The organism is Vibrio sp. 10N.286.49.C3 (assembly GCF_041469545.1).
Classification (GTDB): domain Bacteria; phylum Pseudomonadota; class Gammaproteobacteria; order Enterobacterales; family Vibrionaceae; genus Vibrio; species Vibrio tasmaniensis_A.
This window is the reverse complement of the sequence record NZ_JBFRKT010000095.1, coordinates 1-548: the sequence shown is the minus strand read 5'-3', so window position 1 is coordinate 548 and position 548 is coordinate 1. Positions and strand designations below refer to the sequence as shown.

The following is a 548-nucleotide window of genomic DNA, read 5'->3' as shown; positions in this document are numbered from 1 at the left end:
ATATAACGCCTTGTTAAGTAGCAGCTAACTACCACTGCGCTCAAACAAAGCCACCGTAATCACTAAACTCAACCAAACCAAAACCGCCAAACGTTAGCTGTCTGCTTGAACAATTTGTTAGCTGCTAGCTCGGCTGCTTGGGAAAGACCTTTACATTATTTGGTATCTGATACCATTCCAGTTTTTCACTAACCCAAACATGCGCTTGAGGCTCGAAAATATCAGTTGAAGATAGATCAATTGGTTTTAGCTTTAACTTAACTGTTTCCGGTGCATCTGGGTTAAAGTGATAAATTCTGTTTCCACAACTTGGGCAGAACATCGCACAGTTCCGATTACCACTATCAGCTAAGCGCTCCCAACTGCTCAGTTGACCCGAAAACTCTATCTTAGATACATCAACAACCGCAGTGATACTAAATGGACTGGTAGATAGCTTTTGACACTCGGTACAGTGACAAGCAAAGACCATTAATGGTTTTTCATGTAATTCATAGGTAACTTGTCCGCACTGACATGCTCCTTGAAGTGGATAACCCATTTGTTTC

The 548-nt window shown here is 41.6% G+C and carries 1 protein-coding gene; it reads right to left on the bottom strand.

Features of this window, described 5'->3' with window-relative positions; translation table 11 throughout:
• Window positions 1-124 precede the first annotated feature (124 nt).
• Complete coding sequence (locus AB4180_RS22520) at window positions 125-541, bottom strand: GFA family protein (protein WP_009846796.1); 417 nt, start codon at window positions 539-541, stop codon at window positions 125-127.
• Between the last annotated feature and the right edge of the window lie 7 nt (window positions 542-548).

Excerpts from the sequence above, each read along its gene's own strand:
- AB4180_RS22520 (WP_009846796.1), bottom strand. The coding sequence starts at position 541 with ATGGGTTATCCACTTCAAGGAGCATGTCAGTGCGGACAAGTTACCTAT.